This window comes from Paenibacillus sp. FSL R5-0810, assembly GCF_038002285.1.
GTDB classification, from domain to species: Bacteria; Bacillota; Bacilli; order Paenibacillales; family Paenibacillaceae; genus Paenibacillus_AQ; species Paenibacillus_AQ lactis.
Genome location: NZ_JBBOCF010000001.1, coordinates 5,038,658 through 5,055,259 on the forward strand (window position 1 = coordinate 5,038,658; position 16,602 = coordinate 5,055,259).

Annotated in this window: 15 protein-coding genes, 1 tRNA gene and 1 rRNA gene; 4 read left to right on the forward strand and 13 right to left on the reverse strand. The window is 50.0% G+C overall.

The genetic code is table 11. The features are described from left to right. The first annotated feature begins 110 nt into the window (after positions 1-110). Positions 111-467, forward strand: a complete 357-nt coding sequence (locus tag MKX76_RS22375; protein WP_007133241.1) for a c-type cytochrome — start codon at positions 111-113, stop codon at positions 465-467. A gap of 115 nt (positions 468-582) precedes the next feature. Here MKX76_RS22375 and MKX76_RS22380 read toward each other — a convergent pair whose 3' ends face one another. After that, entirely contained in the window at positions 583-897 is a 315-nt protein-coding gene (locus MKX76_RS22380) for a 4a-hydroxytetrahydrobiopterin dehydratase (RefSeq protein ID WP_007133240.1), read from the reverse strand. A gap of 108 nt (positions 898-1,005) precedes the next feature. After that, a complete protein-coding gene (locus MKX76_RS22385; RefSeq protein ID WP_077571099.1) occupies positions 1,006-1,299 on the reverse strand; it encodes a hypothetical protein in 294 nt (97 codons plus the stop codon). Positions 1,300-1,488: 189 nt separating this feature from the next. Between MKX76_RS22385 and motA the strand changes: the two genes are divergently transcribed. Beyond that, the gene (gene motA, locus MKX76_RS22390; protein ID WP_007133238.1) at positions 1,489-2,289 is read left to right on the forward strand and encodes a flagellar motor stator protein MotA; all 801 of its coding nucleotides are present in this window, start codon (positions 1,489-1,491) and stop codon (positions 2,287-2,289) included. Further along, positions 2,273-3,088: a flagellar motor protein MotB gene (gene motB, locus MKX76_RS22395; protein ID WP_007133237.1), complete on the forward strand. Its 816-nt coding sequence runs from the start codon at positions 2,273-2,275 to the stop codon at positions 3,086-3,088. The genes motA and motB overlap by 17 nt, the downstream gene beginning before the upstream one ends. Positions 3,089-3,191: 103 nt before the next feature. On the opposite strand, the gene rluF is transcribed toward motB, so the two are convergent. Beyond that, complete coding sequence (gene rluF, locus MKX76_RS22400) at positions 3,192-3,896, reverse strand: 23S rRNA pseudouridine(2604) synthase RluF (RefSeq protein WP_007133236.1); 705 nt, start codon at positions 3,894-3,896, stop codon at positions 3,192-3,194. Positions 3,897-3,916: 20 nt separating this feature from the next. Then, complete coding sequence (locus MKX76_RS22405) at positions 3,917-6,226, reverse strand: ATP-binding protein (RefSeq protein WP_007133235.1); 2,310 nt, start codon at positions 6,224-6,226, stop codon at positions 3,917-3,919. Between the two features lie 356 nt (positions 6,227-6,582). Between MKX76_RS22405 and tadA the strand changes: the two genes are divergently transcribed. Continuing rightward, positions 6,583-7,074: a tRNA adenosine(34) deaminase TadA gene (gene tadA, locus MKX76_RS22410; protein WP_007133234.1), complete on the forward strand. Its 492-nt coding sequence runs from the start codon at positions 6,583-6,585 to the stop codon at positions 7,072-7,074. A 71-nt stretch (positions 7,075-7,145) separates the two neighbouring features. Here tadA and MKX76_RS22415 read toward each other — a convergent pair whose 3' ends face one another. The 9 genes from MKX76_RS22415 to rrf all read right to left on the reverse strand — a co-directional run bounded on the left by MKX76_RS22415 (position 7,146) and on the right by rrf (position 16,465). Continuing rightward, a complete protein-coding gene (locus tag MKX76_RS22415) occupies positions 7,146-8,231 on the reverse strand; it encodes a hypothetical protein (protein ID WP_007133233.1) in 1,086 nt (361 codons plus the stop codon). A 520-nt stretch (positions 8,232-8,751) separates the two neighbouring features. After that, entirely contained in the window at positions 8,752-9,093 is a 342-nt protein-coding gene (locus MKX76_RS22420; protein WP_007133231.1) for a hypothetical protein, read from the reverse strand. 286 nt (positions 9,094-9,379) lie between these two features. Then, a tRNA-Ser gene (locus MKX76_RS22425) sits at positions 9,380-9,468 on the reverse strand. A 79-nt stretch (positions 9,469-9,547) separates the two neighbouring features. Further along, positions 9,548-10,828, reverse strand: a complete 1,281-nt coding sequence (serS, locus tag MKX76_RS22430) for a serine--tRNA ligase (protein ID WP_144872204.1) — start codon at positions 10,826-10,828, stop codon at positions 9,548-9,550. Between the two features lie 193 nt (positions 10,829-11,021). Next, the gene (gene pdxT, locus MKX76_RS22435) at positions 11,022-11,606 is read right to left on the reverse strand and encodes a pyridoxal 5'-phosphate synthase glutaminase subunit PdxT (RefSeq protein WP_007133229.1); all 585 of its coding nucleotides are present in this window, start codon (positions 11,604-11,606) and stop codon (positions 11,022-11,024) included. A 16-nt stretch (positions 11,607-11,622) separates the two neighbouring features. Further along, on the reverse strand, positions 11,623-12,504 hold the full coding sequence (pdxS, locus tag MKX76_RS22440) for a pyridoxal 5'-phosphate synthase lyase subunit PdxS (protein ID WP_007133228.1): 882 nt from the start codon (positions 12,502-12,504) through the stop codon (positions 11,623-11,625). Positions 12,505-12,676: 172 nt separating this feature from the next. Then, positions 12,677-14,089, reverse strand: a complete 1,413-nt coding sequence (locus tag MKX76_RS22445; RefSeq protein WP_341034641.1) for a D-alanyl-D-alanine carboxypeptidase family protein — start codon at positions 14,087-14,089, stop codon at positions 12,677-12,679. Between the two features lie 170 nt (positions 14,090-14,259). After that, on the reverse strand, positions 14,260-15,717 hold the full coding sequence (gene guaB, locus MKX76_RS22450) for an IMP dehydrogenase (protein WP_341034642.1): 1,458 nt from the start codon (positions 15,715-15,717) through the stop codon (positions 14,260-14,262). A 631-nt stretch (positions 15,718-16,348) separates the two neighbouring features. Next, positions 16,349-16,465, reverse strand: a 5S ribosomal RNA gene (gene rrf / locus MKX76_RS22455). Between the last annotated feature and the right edge of the window lie 137 nt (positions 16,466-16,602).

Below are 16,602 nucleotides of genomic sequence, written 5' to 3' on the forward strand. Positions count from 1 at the left end.
AGGCTTGAACATTGCTTTTTTTGTCACAACTGGCTATGATGTGTAAGGATGTTGGTTTATAATGAAGACAAGTGCAAAAGTGCAGTATACATAGAAAGGACGATATGACGATGCAAAAATGGATCATGAGCGGACTGTTCTTCGTCGCATGTGCGTTGGCTATTGCGCTGATGTTTACGCTTCCAGGCAAGGAGCAGGTGGCGCAGGAAGAGAAGCCGACCATGCCGGAGGTTACTTTGGATGCCGCTGCGGCTGAAGCTACATTGAAAGCCAGCTGTATCTCCTGCCATGGCGATCAGCTCCAGGGCGGTGCAGGTCCGGCTCTGAATCAAGTAGGCGGACATATGGATGCGAACGCAATCTTTAACGTAGTCACCAAGGGACGTAAAGGAATGCCTTCCTTTAAGGATCAGCTGAAGCCTGAGGAAATTGCAAACATCGCGCTGTACCTTGCTGAGAAAAAATAATCCATCAGCTCTTATTACGCAAAACACGCTTGGATCCCCAGACTGCTGTTTGGATCCAAGCGTGTTTTTTAATTCTCGGGCCTAACGCTTCTGCAGCTGCCCGAATCTACATTGCCTATTCCGGATCCTTCAGATCCTTGGATCGGCTCTTCTCATAAACTTCGTTAAATTGCTGGGCCTCCTTGATGTCGACGGCCGTTATGCCACCGTCATCCCATGACGTCAGGCGGAGCGTCACCGTTTTATAATCAATGGTGATGTAGGGGTGATGTCCGAAAGCTTCCGAAATCGCTGCCACCTCATCAACAAAGGCGATTCCCTTCATGAAGGAGGAAAAGGTGTACTTGCGTACAATCCATCTCCCCTGTTCAAATTCCCAGCCTTCAAGCTTCTCTAGATGAGCCTCCACTTCCTGCTGCGTATAAAGCATCATTATATTCCTCCCCGAAAAAAACCTTTCATAAGCCGATTGTTACGTCCTTAGGGCTTCTTCCATCTATTTTATTCCATGCTTCATTCCTTGATAACCAACCCTGGCTTACACGAGCGCTACGAATGCCAGCTCTTCCTCACCGATCAAAATATGTATCCGATGATTCGTCCGATCATGCATGACAACCCCGCTGCCGACCGTAATGACCGGCTCTGTGCCCAAGGCATAGAACAGATCCTCCGCCAGCGCCTCATGAACCTCGGCCTGCTCGGCATCCTCCAGCCTGCCCCAATCCTCCGGATCCATTTCAAAGAAGACATAGCTGTCAGGAATACGCCCAACGGCTTCCGTTAATTCGGTCAGAATTTCGCCGTAATCCCTTCCGTGCTTTACGCCCATCTCCATCACTCCTTCCTGCCATGCTAAGCTTCGATTACTCTTCCTTCTATTATACCGGAAATTACAACTAAAAAAAAAAGCCCGATCTGACGATAAATAGGATAACGCCCCGTAAAGGCGCGCGGTTCGCCGCAAGAGCCGCTAAAAACGAATGGATTCGTTATTTATTTCTCACGGATGAGGTGTAGCATGGAAATTTCAACACTTATAGGTTTGATTCTCGGGCTTATCGCGGTGCTGGTGGGCATGATCCTCAAGGGTGCCTCCATCGCGTCTTTGATTAATCCGGCAGCTTACTTAATCATTCTTGGCGGAACTGCCGCAACTTTATTCATCGGTTTCCCTCTTTCGGAACTGAAGAAAATTCCCAAGCTGATCAAAATGACCTTTGTGAAGCAGCAGCTGATGGACAAGACGGATATGATCAAGCTGTTTATGGAATGGGCTTCCATCACTCGCCGTGAAGGATTGCTTGCCCTGGAAACCAAAGTCGAAGAAATTGATGACGGCTTCCTGCGCAATGGCATGCGGATGATCATCGACGGCAACGATCAGGAATTCGTCCGCGACGTGCTGATGGAAGACATCAATGCCACCGAAGAGCGCCATCGTTCCGGGGCTTTGATCTTCTCCCAGGCCGGTATGTACGCTCCGTCGCTCGGGGTTCTCGGCGCTGTTATCGGTCTGATCGCAGCCCTTAGCCACATGGAAGACATGGGCGAGCTGGCCCACGCGATCGGTGCTGCGTTCATTGCCACCCTGCTTGGTATTTTTACAGGTTATGTTATCTGCCATCCGATTGCAAATAAACTGAAGCGTCTGTCGAAACGCGAGGTGGAAATCCGCCTTATGATGGTCGAGGGCCTGCTGTCCATTCAGTCGGGTGTGTCCACGATCGCCATTAACCAGAAGCTGTCCGTGTTCCTGACACCGTCCGAGCGTGCTCAGCTTGATGAGAGGGAGGCTGGTTCTAGTGAGCAAGAAGACTAGACACGAGCCGCACGAAGAGCATGCTGATGAATCCTGGCTTCTCCCTTATGCCGACTTGCTGACGCTCCTGCTTGCGTTATTCCTTGTGCTCTACGCCATGAGCGCGACCGATGCGCGCAAATTCCAGGAGATGAGCGAGGCCTTCAGCATTGCCCTGACGGGCGGTACCGGCGTGCTGGATTACAGCAAGACCCAGCCAAGCGACGATCCCCCTGATGTTAAGGATCATAAAGCGACAGCACCCACCATTCCCGCACCGACTGCCGACCAACGACGGGCTGAGCTGATGCGTCAGGAGCAAGAGGAGCTGGAGCAGCTCAAGAAGCAGATCGATAATTATATTAAAAATAACGGGCTGACCTCCGAGCTAAGCACCAAGCTCAACCATTCCCAGCTCGTGCTGACGATTCGCGACAACGCGCTGTTCCCGTCAGGGGAAGCTGTCGTGAAGCCGGAGGCCCGCAAGCTGGCTGAGGCCATCTCGCAAATGCTTCAAAAGTTCCCGGATTATGAAATTATCGTATCCGGTCATACCGACAATGTTCCGATCTCCAATAGCAAATACCCGTCAAACTGGGATCTGAGCTCGGACCGCGCGCTGCAATTCATGAAGATATTGCTGGCGAACTCGTCGCTGGATCCAAAACGCTTCATGCCGATCGGCTACGGCGAATACCATCCGATCGCGGACAATGCAACGGCTGCAGGCCGGGCGAAGAACCGCCGGGTTGAAGTGTCCATTATCCGGAAATATCAGGACAGCGCAACCTTTACGAGTGTCGACGAAGCCGGCAATTAGCCGCCGCAAGTCCCTATAAATGAAACAACCGATTCGCTTCTGCCAAACAGACGAATCGGTTGTTTTTTTGTATCTCCGGTACTTCCAGCGTATGGTATTTCCTCTACTCCAGCTTGTAATTCAGCAGCTTGCCAAGCTCCTGCTTCTCCGCAGGGGTCAAATCCCGCCAAGTGCCTACCTTCTGCTCCCCGAGAAGGATGTTCATAATCCGGATCCGTTTGAGCCTCCGAACCTCGTAGCCAAACGCGCTGCACATTCTCCGAATTTGCCGGTTCTTCCCTTCGGTTAGAATAATGCGGAAAACCCGCTCCGAAATCCGGGTGACCTGGCAGGGCAGCGTCATCTCGCCTAAAATTTTGACGCCGCTGGACATCCCCTTCAGGAAGGCCGGGGTAACAGGGCGGTTGACCGTCACGATATATTCCTTCTCGTGCTTGCCCTCGGATCTCAATATTTTATTGACGATATCCCCGTCGTTGGTTAGCAGGATTAAACCCTCGGAATCCTTGTCGAGCCGCCCGATTGGAAAGATGCGCTCCTTATGGCCTACGAAATCGACGATATTGCCTTTGATATGCGATTCCGTCGTGCTTGTAATGCCTACCGGCTTGTTAAGCGCAATATAGACGTGCTGCTGCTTCTTCTCCTGCAGCGGACGCCCGTTAATACGGACATCATCGCCCTCCTCGGCTTGGCTTCCTAATACGGCAATCTCGCCGTTAATCGTTACCTTCCCGCTCTCCACAAGCTTGTCCGCTTCCCGCCGGGAGCAATATCCCGTTTCGCTAATAAATTTATTGATTCTCAAGCTGCCATCCCCTTATTATGTCACTCATCGTTTGATGATGCTTCCATGTCTGATTGTCTTGCCGCAGGAAGAACGATGCTGATCTTCGTTCCCACCCCGGACTTGCTCTCGATTTCAAGCGTGCCTTGATGACCCTGAATGATCCGCTGGCTCACCATAAGCCCAAGTCCGGTTCCTGTCTCCTTATTGGTAATGAACGGCTCACCCAGGTGAGGCATCAGCTCCTCCGGTATGCCATGGCCTTCATCCTGTATGGTGATAAGCACGTGATCTCCTTCCGGGCGTTTAAGTGTAATCGTTACTGTTCCGCCGTCCGGCATGGCTTCGAACGCATTTTTAAGCAAATTGATAAATACCTGCTTCAGCTGGTTCTCCTCACAATGGACAAGCGCAGGTTCGGAGGAGAAGTCGAGCTTGACCTCGACCCCGTATAGATGCGCCTGGCTGTCCAAGAACGATATAACGTCCCGGAGAATGCCCCTGACATCCCGCTCCTGGAAATGAATCGCCTGCGGCTTTGCCAAAATCAAAAACTCGCTCACAATCAAATTAATACGGTCCAGCTCCGACAGCATCAGGTCAATATGATCCGGATTTACGGAACGGGTCTGCTGCTGCAGCTGCAGGAATCCCCGCAGCGTCGTTAGCGGATTGCGGATTTCATGAGCCACGCCGGCAGCCAGCTGACCGACCGTATTCAGCTTCTCGGAGCGCCGCAGCAGCTCCTCAATCCGGTTGCGCTCGGTTACATCCCTGGACACGCTGATCATCGAGGTTACTTGCCCCTGCTCGTCCCGAACGAGCGAGGTGCTGATGCTGACCTCAATCAGGCTTCCGTCCTTCCGCATGCGGACCGTTTCGACCGGAGGCAGACGCTCTCCTTGCCGCAGCCGCCTAATCCGGTCGCGCTCTTCATCCAGCTTGGACGGGGGAACGAGCTCCAGCTTTTGCCCGATCACCTCATGCGCCTTCCAGCCGTACAGCTGTTCGAAGGCGTTGTTCACGCTGATCACCCGCTCATGCGTATCGGTTGTATGAATAGCATCCGCCGTTTGGTTAATGATGGATTCGAGATATTCTTTGACGGATTGATTTTCCTCGACCATCTGCTTCAATTGGCTTGTATAGTGGCCGAGATTGCGGGTCATCGCATTAATCCTTCCGGCCAGCTGGCCCAGCTCATCGCGGCTCGTTACCTCCAGGCGCCGGTCAAAGTGTCCGTCCGCTACGTCATTGACCGTCCTCAGGATGGACTGAATCGGCTTGGTAAAATAGCCGGCTACAATGTAGCTCCCGAAAATAACGATCTCTAGCAGAACCAAGGAAATCGCGACGAGACTGATCATCTGCTCCCTCATGACCGATGAAATGGCTTCATAATCCATGACCACGCTGATTACATTGGTGGGCTTGTCCTCATAATCAATCGGGATAAAGCTCTTAAGCACCTTTTTCCCTTGGATCGTATCCACAAGCACGACGTTCTCGCCGGTTGACACGGCCTTCCGAACCGCCTCCACATCCTGGTCAAGCGTGCCGTAATGATAGCTGCCGAACGTAATGGGGCGGTTGTAGAGCTTATAATGAACGTCGTCCGAGCCGTCCTCTCTCATATATTGATTGCCAAACGTTTCAGGGTTAATGCCCGTTACTTCCAATATATGCGGGTTGGCCTTCAGCGTCTCTTGAACGACCGTATTCGGGCTCGTAACCTTTACATAATCCTTAAACGTAGAGTTCTGGATATAGGGGTCGATAATATAATTGCGCTTCCCGTCATAATAATACCCCCATTTATAAATCATGTCGGGATTTGAAGTGGAGAACTCGAATGGACCGGACCAGAAATTGTCCGATCGTTGGCCCTTCGTAACCGAGCGCACCTCGCCGTGTTCGAATAGCTCGAGAAACGCCGTATGCCAATAACCCCAGTTTTTAGTGGACAATCCGATCTCTTCATTCGCGGAGGAACGGGCAACGACGACGTCATCCTTCGTCTTGACCAGAAGCGAAATATGAGCCACGCCTAACTTCTTGCTTAGCTCGACTAACTGGCCGTTCGTAATATTATTGATATCCGGATCCAACACCTGAGCCGCTTCAATCGAAATATCTTTAAGCATATCTCCGAACAGATCATCCACATAAGAGGAGCTGAACTCCGTCTGCTGAACGGTTATCGCGATCTGGGTTGCGGCCATAACCATTTTGACTTCGCTATCCCGCTGCAAATTTTCCTGCGTTGTATAGTAGTTGAGCGTGATGTTAAGCAGAAGTATAAATAATACCGATATGGACATGATCATCGATAATTTGGTCTTAATCGACAAATGGCATCTTCACCTTTCTGCTATCACAGTGACGGCTTGCAACCTCTGATATCCTCATGATACCTTGATCGTAAACGTTTGAAAAGACAGGCCCCTTAAGGGGACCTGGATTTCCGTTTTCATTGCCAAAGAATGAGGGAATCCTTACAATATAGAAGTTAATCCTTACAGACAAGATAGATGTCCACAGATTGCTAACAAATACACAGCTTCATTGGGGATAATGTGAATAACTTTGTGTATAAAAATAAAGTTATCCACAAATATGTCCACATCATGTTAACAAACGAATGAGTGTTCGTTGAACACTGGGTATAACCCACGTGTTTTGGGCTGTATTGAAGGGAGATCATAAAATGGAATCAAATATAGCGTCTACCACGCTTGTGGATAATGAGCAACATGAATACTGGATGCAGGCAGCGATTCACGAGGCTCGGAAAGCCGAGGAGCTCGGAGAAGTGCCTATTGGCGCCGTCGTTGTCCACGACGGCAAAATCATCGGCCGAGGTTACAATCTGCGCGAAACGACATACGATGCGACGGCCCACGCGGAGATGGTTGCGATCCGCGAGGCCAGCAGACATCTCGGCGCTTGGCGATTGCTGGACTGCCGCCTGTATGTAACGCTTGAGCCGTGTCCGATGTGCGCCGGAGCAATCGTTCAATCGCGGGTGCCGCACCTCGTTTATGGGACTCGGGATCCGAAGGCCGGCTGCGCAGGCACCTTGATGAACCTGCTTCAAGAGCCGCGGTTTAATCACCGGACCCAGGTCACGGAAGGCGTTATGCAGGAAGAATGCGCCGCGCTTCTGACCCAGTTTTTTCGCCGCTTGCGGGGAAAGTAATCCCTCTTGTCAGGAACAATACAAAAACCCGGCCATGACGGCCGGGTTTTTTCTGTTCATGGATAATGTGATTAATAAGCGCCCAATTCGCTCATGGATTCCTCAAATTGCTCCATCGTGATGACATCAGCGTCTTTTGGAATACCGATCTTGAATTCTTGCTTCTTATTGATGTTGAGGTATTGCGTGCTGCCCTTGATAGCGACTTTTACGCTTTCGCTTGTTTCAGGCTCATTGAATTCAACATTCAATGCTACGTCCTGATACGCAGGGAAGTCATTCTTATCGATTGCGGTGTTGATGCTAAATGTGTTGATCTTCAGGTATTTCTTCATTTCTTCCAGGCCTGCTTTGAAATCTTCCTGGTTCAATGCGGACAGCTCAGTCTTAGCGGAGTCGATATCTTCTTGAGTAAGTCCCAGCATTTCGCGGTATTCTTCTTTACCTGCGATGTCGACAACTTTCGGAGCAACCTTGTTTACCAAGATTTCCAGTGCTTCGTTTACGTTGTCATTCGTTACGAAGAATTGCACCACTTGCTTCGCGTCTACGCCTTCAGGAAGACCTGCGTCCTTGGCGTTGATTTCTTTGAAGTACTTCGCTTGATCGTATTCGCTGAGCAATGCTTCAAGCACTTCGTTCGCGAACTTCTGAGTCTTCTCCGTATCCATTGTTTCTGGGCTGAACGTTTCGCCGGATTGCTCGGCAAGTTCTTTCAGGTCCATCTTCAGATATTTGCCGACAACATCTTCAGGCAGTGGAAGCATCGGGATGCTTGGTACTTTGATGTAGATGGTGTCTTGGGTCATAACCATGTCGATGTTGAAAGACATCGCCATGTCACCCTTCAGGTTGATGCCCATCTTCATTTCCATTTGCTGCGGATCCGCTTGATACATGCCGTCCATCGTGATTTCGGCATTTTTCAACATGGTCATCGCTTGCGTTACGCTTGGATCCCCTGCAACTTCCGGTATGTTGATTTGCAGATCTTCAAGGACAACTTTGCTTTTCATCTCGTACGACGTCATCTGCATAGCGTTCTTGGCAGCTGCCGTCATAGCGGCTTTAGGCTCTTCCTTCTTCGCGCAGCCAGACATAACCACTGTCACTGTGAGCAGCAGTGTCAGCAAAATGGCTACCAACTTCTTGTTCATTAAACTTTCTCTCCCCTCTAATGCTTAAAAAAAAATAAAAAATAACAGACCTTTTAATCATATACCATTTCGACGAAATGAGAAACACTTTATGGAATATTTGCTGAAATTTTATTTCCTTTCTTTTTCCAGGAATCTTTAATTTAAACTTCTTAACTTTCCTGTAATGTTCGGGGCCCCGTAATATTACACTTGCCTTCTAATACGAGACGGTAATGAATTAGTTTCAACAAAAAAAGAACCTCCTGTCGAAATTATACAGGAAGTTCTAATCTCTTCATGTTTATAACGCCTAGAGAGAAGGCTGGCAGCAGGTCAGCCCTCCGGGTTAAAGTGCCCGTCCTGCTTGCGGATCTTGGCTTTGTGCGAGCCCGACAGGGGCTCTTGACCGCCTCTGTCACGGTCATCGTCGTTGCGGTGTCTCCTGGGCTTCCGGTACAGGAATCGCTTTCGGCTTGCTCATTGTGCAGTCCTCCGTTTCTTGGAATCGGAACCATACCAAAGTCATTACTTCATGTCCCTATTGATGCGTAATCTGCTGCAGCGCCTGCGCGCATTCATGGATATGCCGGGTGTAATCGCCGATCATGCCCTGGACATTCTCATTGCGTTCATCGGTCGTTGCGCCATCCCGCTCCACATCGATCAGGTCCACTTTTACTTCTCTTGTGTCCACGTACGTGCATTGGAAATCGAACGAATACTCCTGGCGTCCAGCCGCACCGATATGAATGCGGATGGCATTGGGATCTCCCTCGTCGGGAGCCACCTCCGCACGGTCACCGGGCTTGAGGATCGTCGGCAGCCTCTCCTGCCAAGCGTTAACAAGCGTAGCCTGATCTACATTCAGTTCTGAGTTCATCATCACACCTCCCCTTCTCTATAAATTGCGAAAGTGGGTGAACTTTTATGCACCCTCTAAAGGCCTGTGAAGACACACCAACCAGCCCATGCATGCTGGCTTCGTTTATTCAATCGGTAACCCTTAGATTAAAAAGGAGACCTATTGTGCAGCAACCGTTTATTATAGAAGGAAATAAATGAGCACGCGAACGCCCGCCCCTGGAAAGAATCGATTTCCGCTTTAGAAAAAATGCAATGCAAAAAGCCCGTTTCCAATAAGGAAACGGGCCTGTCATTATTATGTATGGCGGAGAGGATGGGATTCGAACCCATGTGGAGTTGCCCCCTAACGGTTTTCAAGACCGCCCCGTTATGACCGCTTCGGTACCTCTCCATGTGGTATAACAATTGCACCAAAATGAATCACGTGCACCATTCATTATACCACAACTCAAATGATTTAATCAAGCTAATTATTTCGGTGCAATCACGCTGATATTGCCCATGTATGGACGAAGCACATCCGGGATGACAACCGAGCCGTCAGCCTGTTGATAATTCTCCAGGATTGCCGCAACGGTACGTCCCACCGCAAGTCCCGACCCATTCAGGGTGTGGACAAATTCCGGCTTCGCTTTCGGCTCCGGACGGAAACGGATATTCGCCCGGCGTGCCTGGAAATCACCGATATTCGAGCATGAGGAGATTTCACGGTATACGCCGCTCTCCGGCAGCCATACCTCAAGATCATAGGTTTTCATCGAGCCAAAGCCCATATCGCCGGTGCATAACTCCATCACGCGGTAAGGAAGATTAAGGAGCTGCAGAACACGCTCGGCATCCGCCGTCATCTTCTCGAGCTCGTCAAAGGATGTGTCGGGATGCACAATCTTCACCATTTCAACCTTGTTGAACTGATGCTGGCGAATCAGCCCGCGCGTATCCCGCCCGGCTGCGCCGGCCTCGGAACGGAAGCAAGAGCTGTAGGCTACATAATATTTCGGCAAATCTTCAGCATTCAAGATTTCCTCACGATGGTAGTTCGTGACTGGAACCTCGGCCGTCGGAATCAGATAATAGTCCGTATCGCTGATCTTGAACAGATCCTCTTCGAATTTCGGAAGCTGACCGGTTCCGTACAGGCTGTCCCGGTTGACGATATAAGGAGGCAGCATTTCCTCATAGCCGTGTTTGTCGCTGTGCAGATCCATCATGAAGCTGATCAGGGCACGTTCAAGGCGCGCACCAAGACCTTTGTAGAAGGTAAATCTCGAGCCCGTAACTTTGGCACCAGCTTCAAAGTCAAGGATATTCAAGTTTTGGGCAAGCTCCCAATGCGCTTTCGGCTCAAAATCAAATGCAGCAGGCTCCGACCAACGACGAACCTCCACATTGTCTTCTTCCGAGGCGCCTACCGGCACACTCTCATGCGGAATATTCGGAATCGCAAGCGTAAGCTCCGCTATGCTTGCTTCTACTTCGCGCACCTCTTCGTCCATCGCCTTGATCTTATCCGAGACTTCGCGCATCTCCAGGATCAGCTCATCTGCGTTCTCACGGTTCTTCTTCAGACGAGCGACTTCAGCCGACACGGTGTTGCGGCGATTCTTCAAGCTCTCGCTTTCCTGCAGCAACTCCCGGCGGCGGGCGTCAAGCTTCGGAAAATCCGCAATCAAATCAAGCGACTTGCCGCGATTCTTAAGCGATTGTTCTACACGACTAAACTCGCTGCGCAATATTTTTACGTCTAACACGGGAAACCCTCCTAAAGTAAAACATCCATCGGTGTATCGTAACAGCTCTAGGCCCGGTACTCCAGGCTGGCAAGCTGCAAACTCTCATATACGTTACAATCTTAGTTTATTTCAGCGAAAAAGACAAACTTGACCCTTAGCAATGCCTAAAGAGTCAAGATGTCTTCTGTCTGATCCTATGCCTATGTTTGGTTTAGCCTTGACGGTCTGCCTGTTCCCGGACCATTTCAATAAAATATGCATGGAGCCGGTAATCATCGGTCAGCTCCGGATGATAGGAAGCTGCCAGCAGATGACCTTGTCTTGCCGTCACGATCTCATCGTTGTACGTAGAGAGAACTTCAACCCCTTCTCCTACTTCCAGGATGAGCGGCGCCCGGATAAACACGGCACGCACCGGTTCATCGATTCCCACGACCTTCAGGTCTGTCTCGAAGCTTTCTCGCTGACGGCCGAATGCATTGCGCGCCACCGTGATATCCATGAGCTTCAGATGCGCTTCCTCATCGCCCTGGATCCGCTCTGCCAGCACAATCAGGCCGGCGCATGTACCGAAGATCGGCTTCCCCTGCGAGGAGAAGCTGCGGATCGCATCCATGAAATCATATTTACGCATAAGCTTGCCGATGGTGGTGCTCTCGCCGCCAGGAATAATCAAGCCGTCGATATCACCAAGCTGCTCCACTCGTTTAACCGGAATCGCTTCGGCACCTGCCCGTTCAATACTCCGAATATGTTCTGCAACGGCACCCTGAAGTGCCAGTACGCCAATCTTCAATATTACCCCTTCTCTCTTACCAGCCGCGATCCTGCATACGTTCAGCAGCCGTAAGCTTGGAAATCTCGATGCCTTTCATCGGTGTACCAAGGTTCTTCGAAACTTCGGCAATCAGCTTGTAATCATCGTAGTGCGTTGTCGCTTCAACGATTGCACGGGCGAACTTCTCTGGATTCTCGGATTTGAAAATACCGGAGCCTACAAATACGCCGTCTGCACCGAGATGCATCATAAGCGCAGCATCTGCAGGTGTTGCAACACCGCCAGCCGCGAAGTTCACGACAGGAAGCTTGCCAGTCTCATGAACACCCTTCAAGAGATCATAAGAGACGCCCAGGTTCTTCGCTTCGGCATACAACTCGTCCTTCGACATATTCTGTACCTTACGGATTTGGCTGTTGATCAGGCGCATATGACGTACCGCCTCAACGATGTTGCCGGTTCCCGGCTCACCCTTCGTACGGATCATCGAAGCGCCCTCTCCGATTCGGCGCAGCGCTTCACCGATATCCTTCGCGCCGCATACGAACGGAACCGTAAAGTCCCATTTATCGATGTGGTATACCTCATCAGCCGGCGTCAGCACTTCACTCTCATCAAGATAATCGACGCCCAGCGATTCAAGCACTTTCGCTTCCACATAGTGACCGATACGGGCTTTCGCCATAACGGGAATGGAAACAACCTTCATCACTTCTTCAATAATGGTCGGGTCTGCCATACGAGCCACGCCTCCGGCAGCACGAATGTCGGAAGGTACGCGCTCCAGCGCCATGACTGCCGTTGCGCCGGCAGCTTCAGCGATTTTCGCCTGCTCCGCGTTCATGACGTCCATGATGACGCCGCCCTTTTGCATTTCTGCCATACCTCTTTTTACAGTAGATGTTCCTGTTTCCATATCCCCTAGCCTCCCGAATATATGTTTAGATCTTACCACCTGAAATGAAGATCTCAGGTGGTATCGTACATGTGAATCTTGTAGAAATTTGTAATGAATCTAACTTGATATTTTAACGCAAGGTTATGAAATACACAACCCATTTACTCGGAATTTATAAGGCTTTTGCGGATTAGAACAAATTTTTGATCGAATCGAACAAATCCGCGAAGAATTCGCCAATCGCACGCAGGAACAGCTTGAACCAGCCCGCCTTTTCCGTTTCTTCGGCTGTAACCAGATTCAGCGTATCGCTCTGGGTGCTGGCCATGCCCTCGATCTTGTAATTATACGTAACCGTCCCGACCTTCGTATTCTTTGCTACAGGAGCATTTACAGAAGTGGAATCGAGCTTCGCTTCGAATTGAATATTGTTGCCATTGGAGCCTTTAGGCACCACGAACGTCAGGGCACGATCGGTCACGAGCTTTGCTTCTTTACCTTTGCCCTTCTTCACCTGCACCTTGTCAAAACCTTCAACAGTCGCCCCCGCAGGCTGAACCTCTTTCACTTCAAAGTTGTTGAAGCCATAGTCCAGAACCTTACGAGTCTCTACAAAACGGGCAGGCTCGGACTTCGTCCCCATTACGACACTAATGAGGCGCATACCATTCCGTTCGGCCGTACCGGCAAAGCAATAGCCAGCAGCACTGGTATGCCCTGTCTTTAACCCATCTAATCCTTCGTATGCATACGACTTGAAGTTCGTAATGTTCTTGTTCGCTTCCAGCATCCAGTTATAGTTAATGATTGGTTTATCATCGCGTTTGCGGAATTTGTAATTTTGGAGCGCCGTAAACTCAGCAAAATCCGGATGGTCCTCCACGATGTACTTCGCCAGTATGGCAACGTCCATGGCCGACATTACGGTTTCTTTATCTTCTTTGGGACGGAACTTCTCCGGCATATCTGCTCGGCTCAGACCGGTAGAATTAATAAAGAAGGCCGTCTTAAGCCCCATCTTCTTGGCCGTGTCGTTCATCATCTTCACAAAAGCTTCTTCCGAACCGGCTACACGCTCGGCCAAAGCAACGGTTGCATCGTTCGCAGAGCCAACAGCCATCGCTATGTAAAGTTCTTTAACCGTATGTTGATCGCCTTCGGCAAGAAATATACGTGAACCTTCGGTCTTGGCGGCATTCTCCCCAACGGTGACTACTTCGTCCCAAGAGAGCTTTCCTTGCTTCACTTGCTCAGCTACGATATACTCGGTCATCATCTTTGTCATGCTGGCCGGCGGCAATGCCTCGTCCGCATTAATCGATAACAACACCTGACCGGTAGACGGTTCAATGAGTACCGCTGATTCCACTTCAAGTCCGAGCTGATTAGCTGAAGGAACTCGATCAACCTTGGAATTCTTCGTGTCCGCGGTCGCTTCCCCTGTTTTCGCTTTATCGGTGGTCTCCGCCGTAGCAAGTGTGGTTGGCGCAGCCAGCGAGACGGCCGGTGCAGCCGAGAAGCACAGTATATTAAACAGCATCAAGGATGCCAGCGTACGTTGTATGCGGTACCGTTTGTTTCTTTTAATCGACTTCTCTATCAATGGAAATACTCCCCTCTACTACTCAATAAGTCATAAGTTTAAGTCATTAACTTGTTCTATTCTATCACAGGAGAGATATCAAAAAAAGACAAGCCGGAGCGATTCCGCCCGGCTTGTCCAGGAAATAAATAACATTGTGTGCATATGCTGATTATATTGATCAGATTTGATTACAAGGAGTAGTTCGGTGCTTCCTTCGTAATCTGAATATCATGCGGATGGCTTTCCCGAAGTCCGGCACCCGTAATGCGGATAAACTGCGTATCATTGCGCAGCTCCTCAAGGTTTTGCGTACCGCAGTAGCCCATCCCTGAGCGCAATCCGCCGATCAGCTGATGAATCGTATCCGCCAGTGGCCCTTTATAAGCCACGCGGCCTTCAATGCCTTCCGGCACCAATTTCTTGTCGTCATCCTGGAAGTAACGGTCTTTACTTCCTTGCTTCATTGCAGCCAGAGATCCCATGCCGCGGTAAGCCTTAAATCGGCGGCCTTGGTAAATTTCCGATTCGCCCGGGCTTTCTTCCGTACCGGCAAACATGCTGCCCAGCATGACTGCATGCGCTCCAGCAGCGATCGCCTTCGTAATTTCGCCGGAATATTTAATGCCGCCGTCCGCGATAATTGGAATGCCATATTCCTTAGCAACCGTAGCACAGTCGTAGATCGCCGTAATCTGCGGTACGCCAATACCTGCAATGACACGGGTCGTGCAGATCGAGCCTGGTCCGATCCCGACTTTGACGACTGAGGCTCCGGCTTCGATCAAATCTCTCGTGCCTTCACCAGTCGCAACGTTACCTGCAATGATGGTAAGATCCGGATACAGCTCGCGCAGCTTCCGTACCGAGTCGACGATGTTGATATGGTGTCCATGCGCGGAATCGACGGTGATGACGTCTACGCCTGCTTTTACAAGCGCTTCCGCTCGCTCAAAGGTATCCTTGGAGATCCCTATGGCCGCGCCCACCAACAAGCGTCCTTGAGCGTCTTTCGCAGCGTTAGGGAACTGGATGGCCTTCTCGATATCTTTAATCGTAATTAGCCCTTTTAGCACGTTATTTTCGTCCACCAAAGGCAGCTTCTCGATCTTATGCTTCTGCAAAATCGTTTCTGCATCCTGAAGCGTCGTTCCAACAGGTGCAGTCACAAGGTTCTCGCTGGTCATCACGTCACGAATGACCGTGTTATAGTCATGCACAAAACGAAGATCCCGGTTCGTCAAAATCCCGATCAGTTTATTATCCTTATCCACGATCGGAACGCCGGAAATGCGGAATTTCCCCATCAGCTTCTCGGCATCGGCTACAAGATTATCTGCATGCAGGGAGAATGGGTTCGTAATAACGCCGCTTTCGGAGCGCTTGACCCGATCCACTTCCTCGGCTTGCTGTTCAACGGACATATTTTTATGAATAATGCCGATTCCGCCTTCTCTCGCGATAGCAATCGCCAGAGGAGCCTCCGTTACGGTATCCATTCCCGCACTGATCAGGGGAATGTTCAGCTTCACATGCTCGCTCAATCGAGTGGTAACATCCACTTCCTTTGGAAGCACCTCGGATTTTCTAGGAACCAACAATACATCGTCAAAAGTGAAGCCTTCCTTGCTAAACTTATCTTCCCACACCTGGGTAATTCCTCCTTTTTGTCGTCATCCTGCGGACTTTTAATGACTGTCAGTGCTGGACCGGACGGCATTTTCAAGTATTTTCAGAAAATATATTATTGCCATCTTAGCAAAGGGCCCATGGGCTGTCAAGGATTGAATTGCCCCATATCTAAAAGACGATTGGCATCCACCCACGGCGTCAGATTGTCTTTACACAGTGGACAAATCATCAATAATCTTCTATTACATGGTTTCCTTACCCTGATCTTCCCCTTCCCTTTTGAATAGCCAAAAGTGTAAGATGTAACATTCCTTGATGGGCTTCATGCTGACATAGTATCACCTAAGATCATACAGACTAAACAGCTGATCATTTCTGCGATCTTCATAGTACCTGCTTGAAGGCAGCCTTTATGACTGATCGGTTAACGGACCCTGCTCCTCGGCGTATCAAATCACGATATATTTAAGCTTTTTGCATACACGTAAGCCTTTATTATGCCATTGTGTATTAGCCATCGCTGTTGTGCATGAGTCATTAACCCATATCCCTTCAATCCTTACGCTACTTGAGCGTATAATATATACCCAAGAATATATACAAAAAAAGCCGTCATCGATTGTTCGATAACGGCCTTTATGGTTGTTCGCTTGGCGGCGTCCTACTCTCCCGGGACCCTTCGGTCCAAGTACCATCGGCGCTGGAAGGCTTAACGGTCGTGTTCGGTATGGGAACGCGTGGAACCCTTCCGCCATCGCCACCAAACGTGATTTTTGCGCTGCACTTTGCTTCAATGATTGCTCATCAGCAAAATATCAAACCTTAGAAAAGGCATGCAGCTTCAAAATCGTTTCAAGATTTTTTGAACCTTGAAAACTAGATACGAAACGTCTTTGCGTTGT